The sequence below is a fragment of the Streptomyces parvus genome, from assembly GCF_014648875.1.
GTDB classification, from domain to species: domain Bacteria; phylum Actinomycetota; class Actinomycetes; order Streptomycetales; family Streptomycetaceae; genus Streptomyces; species Streptomyces parvus.
Genome location: NZ_BMRY01000034.1, coordinates 1 through 3,557 on the forward strand (window position 1 = coordinate 1; position 3,557 = coordinate 3,557).

Sequence of the window (3,557 nt, forward strand, 5' to 3'; positions counted from 1 at the left end):
CCGCGGCTTCCGCATCGAACCCGCAGAAATCGAGAAAACCCTCACCGACCACCCCCACATCACCCAAGCCGCCGTCATCCCCCACACCCACAACAACAACACCCAACTCATCGCCTACACCGTCACCAACAACACGACGTCCATGGAGAGCGTGCGGGAGTTCGCGCGCCGCCGGCTGCCGGAGTACATGGTTCCGAGCGCGTTCGTCCCGTTGGAGCGCATGCCGCTGACCGTGAATGGGAAGCTCGACCGAGCCGCGCTGCCCGATCCCGCCCCGGCCTCGCGCCCGGACACGGAGGTGCGGGAGCCCCGCACCGCACGCGAGCGGTTGCTCGGCGAGTTGTTCGCGCAGGCCCTGGGTGTGGAACGGCTCGGGATCGACGACGACTTCTTCACGCTCGGCGGCGACAGCATCGTCTCGATCCGCCTGGTCGCTCTGGCACGCTCGGCGGGAGTCGGTTTCACCATCCGGGACGTCTTCCAACGGCGCACGGTGGCCGCGCTGTCCGAGGTCGCCGAGAGCTTGAGCGGATCGCCCGCCACGAGCGACGGATCGGGCGTCGGCCCGGTGGAACCAACCCCGATCATGCTCTGGTTCGACGAACGCGACGGCGCTGTCGACCCGTTCCACCAGGGGATGCTGCTGACGGTGCCGCCCGATCTGGGTGAGGACCGGCTCACCGCCGCCGTCCAAGCGCTTCTGGACCACCACGACGCACTGCGGCTGAGGCGGAACCAGGTGTCCGCCGGCACGGGGGGCCGCCCGTGGACGCTGGAAGTCCTGCCGGTGGGCGCCGTGTCGGCGAAGGAGGCGGTACACCGCTTCGACGTCGGTGACCGGCCAATCGACGAGTCGTCGGTGCGCGACCGGCTGGCCGAGTCGGCCGCGCGTCTGTCGGCCGAGAACGGGGTGATGCTCGACGCCGTCTGGTTTGACGCCGGACCTCAGCGGCCGGGCCGGCTCCTGCTCCTGGTGAACCACCTGGTGGTGGACGGGGTGTCGTGGCGGGTACTGCTCGCGGACCTTGTCGCCGCCTGTGAAGCCGTACGCGCCGACACGACGCCCCGGCTGGAACCGGTGCACACCTCGTTGCGGCGGTGGTCGAAGTTGCTGACGGCCGAAGCCCGTCGCCCGGCGAGGGTGGCCGAGACGACGTTCTGGACGGACACGCTGACCGGCGCCGACCCCCTGTTGACCCGCCGACGGCTGGACCCGCGACGGGACACCGTCGGCCGGGCCCGCGACCTCACCCTGACGCTTCCGCCTGAGGTCACCGGGCCGCTGCTCACCACGGTTCCCGCCGCGGTGCACGGTGGTGTCGACGACGTGCTGCTCACCGCGCTCGCCCTGGCAGTCGCCCAGTGGCGCCGCCGGCAGTCGCGGGAACGGCACACCGCCTTGCTGGTGGACGTGGAAGGCCATGGGCGCGAGGAGATCGTCGAGGGGGTGGATCTCTCCCGCACGGTGGGCTGGTTCACCTCGATCCACCCCGTACGGATCGACCCGGGGCCGGTGGCCTGGGCCGATGCCGTCAAGGGCGGTGAAGCCCTCGGCCAGGCCCTGAAGCGCGTGAAGGAACAGGTTCGGGCCGCGCCGGACCGGGGTGTGGGGTTCGGTCTGCTGCGCCATCTGCATCCCGACGCCGGCCCCGAGCTGGCCGCCCGGAACGTACCGCAGCTGGGGTTCAACTATCTCGGGCGCTTTCCCGCCGCGGGCACTCCGCTCGTCCCGGGGCATCCGGCGTGGAGCTTCGCCCCGGAGGCCGGGCTGGTGAGCGGGGCCGATCCGGCCACGGCGCTGGCACACGGCCTGGAGGTCAACTCCATGGTCCGTGACACACCGAGTGGGCCGGAGCTGGAGGCCGTCTGGACCTGGGCCCCCGATCTCTGGGCCGAGGAGCACACCCGGACCCTCGCCGAGGACTGGTTCCGGGCGATCCGCGGCCTGGTCCGCCACGCCGAGGGATCCGGCGCGCCGGGGCACACCCCCTCGGACTTCCCGCTCACCGCACTCAGCCAGAACGACATCGATCAACTCGAAGCCGCGTGGAGGAATCAGAAATGACGTCGTCGGGCCTGGAAGACATCCTGCCGCTCTCCCCGATGCAGGAGGGGCTGCTGTTCCACTCCCGCTACGAGCAGGACGGCGCGGACGTGTACGCGGTTCAGCACGTGTTCGATCTCCGGGGTGCGCTGGACAGTGACCGTCTGCGGACGGCCGTCGACGCTCTGGTGCAGCGGCATGCGAACCTGCGCGCCGGCTTCCGGGAGGTGGGGTCGGGGCGGACGGTGCAGACGATCGCGCGTCACGTCGAGGTGCCGTGGAAGGAGGTCGATCTGTCGGCGCCGACGGCCTCCGGAGCGGACGAGGAGCTGGACCGGCTCGCCGCCAGGGAGCACAGCCACCGGTTCGACCTGGCCGAGCCCCCGCTGCTGCGCTTCCTGCTCGCGCGTCTGGGCGAGGAGCACCACCGGCTGATCATGACCACCCACCACATCCTGCTCGACGGATGGTCCACCCCCATCCTGGTGCGGGAGCTCACCGCGCTGTACGAGAGTCAGGGCGACCCGGCGGAGCTGCCTCGGGTGACGCCGTACAGCCAGTTCCTGGGCTGGCTGGCCCAGCAGGACCAGGCGGCGGCGGAGGTCGCGTGGCGGGAGGCCTACGCCGGGCTTGAGCGAGCGACGCTGATCGGGCCGACGGACCCGGGACGTGCCGGACGGATGCCGGAGCGCATCGTCCTGGAGCTGGACGAGGACCGCACCGCGGCGCTCGCGGACCGCGCGCGCCGCGACGGGGTGACGCTGAACAGCGTCCTGCAGGCGGCGTGGGGGCTGGTACTGAGCCGCCGCACCGGCCAGAACGACGTCGTGTTCGGTGCGGTCGTCGCGGGACGCAACCCTCAGCTCACCGGTGTCGAGTCCATGGTCGGCCTCCTCATCGCGATGATTCCCGTCCGGGTCGCGCTGGATCCCGCGCAGTCGCTGCTTTCCACGGTTCTCCGGATCCAGGAGGAGCAGTCCGCTCTGACGGCCCACCACCATCTGGGGCTTGCCCGTATCCAGCGTCTGGCCGGGTACAACGAACTCTTCGACACCTCACTGGTCTTCGAGAACTACCCCTGGGGCGAGGACCCCGCCGAGCGGTCGGGCCCCGGCTTGCGCATCGCTCCGGACCTGAGCCGGGGACGGGACGCGACCCATTACCCGCTCACCCTGATCGCCGCGCCGGGTCGGCGGCTCCATCTGCGCCTGGACTACCGCGACGACATCGTCGACCGCGCTGAGGCACAGTCCTACCTCGACTCGCTGATCCGGGTACTGGATCTGTTCACCGCCGATGCGGGGCGGTCGGTGGGGCGGATCGACCTCCTCACCGACGAGGAACGCACCACCCTCCTCAACCACACCACCACCCACACCACGCCCAACACCACCAGCAGCACCCTGCCCGAGCTCTTCGAAGCACAAGCAGCCCGCACCCCCAACGCCCCCGCCATCACCCACAACAACACCACCCTCACCTACGCCCAACTCAACACCCAGGCCAACCAACT

General features: G+C 70.6%; 2 protein-coding genes. Both read left to right on the top strand.

Going from position 1 to position 3,557, the window contains the following annotated elements; genetic code table 11:
* Positions 1–2,065, top strand: a 2,065-nt coding sequence (locus tag IE140_RS35635) for a condensation domain-containing protein (RefSeq protein ID WP_229827179.1), incomplete at its 5' end; no start/stop codon positions are given.
* Positions 2,062–3,557 (top strand): condensation domain-containing protein (locus IE140_RS35640; RefSeq protein WP_229827180.1); only part of this gene is annotated, 1,496 nt, incomplete at its 3' end. The genes IE140_RS35635 and IE140_RS35640, both read left to right, overlap by 4 nt.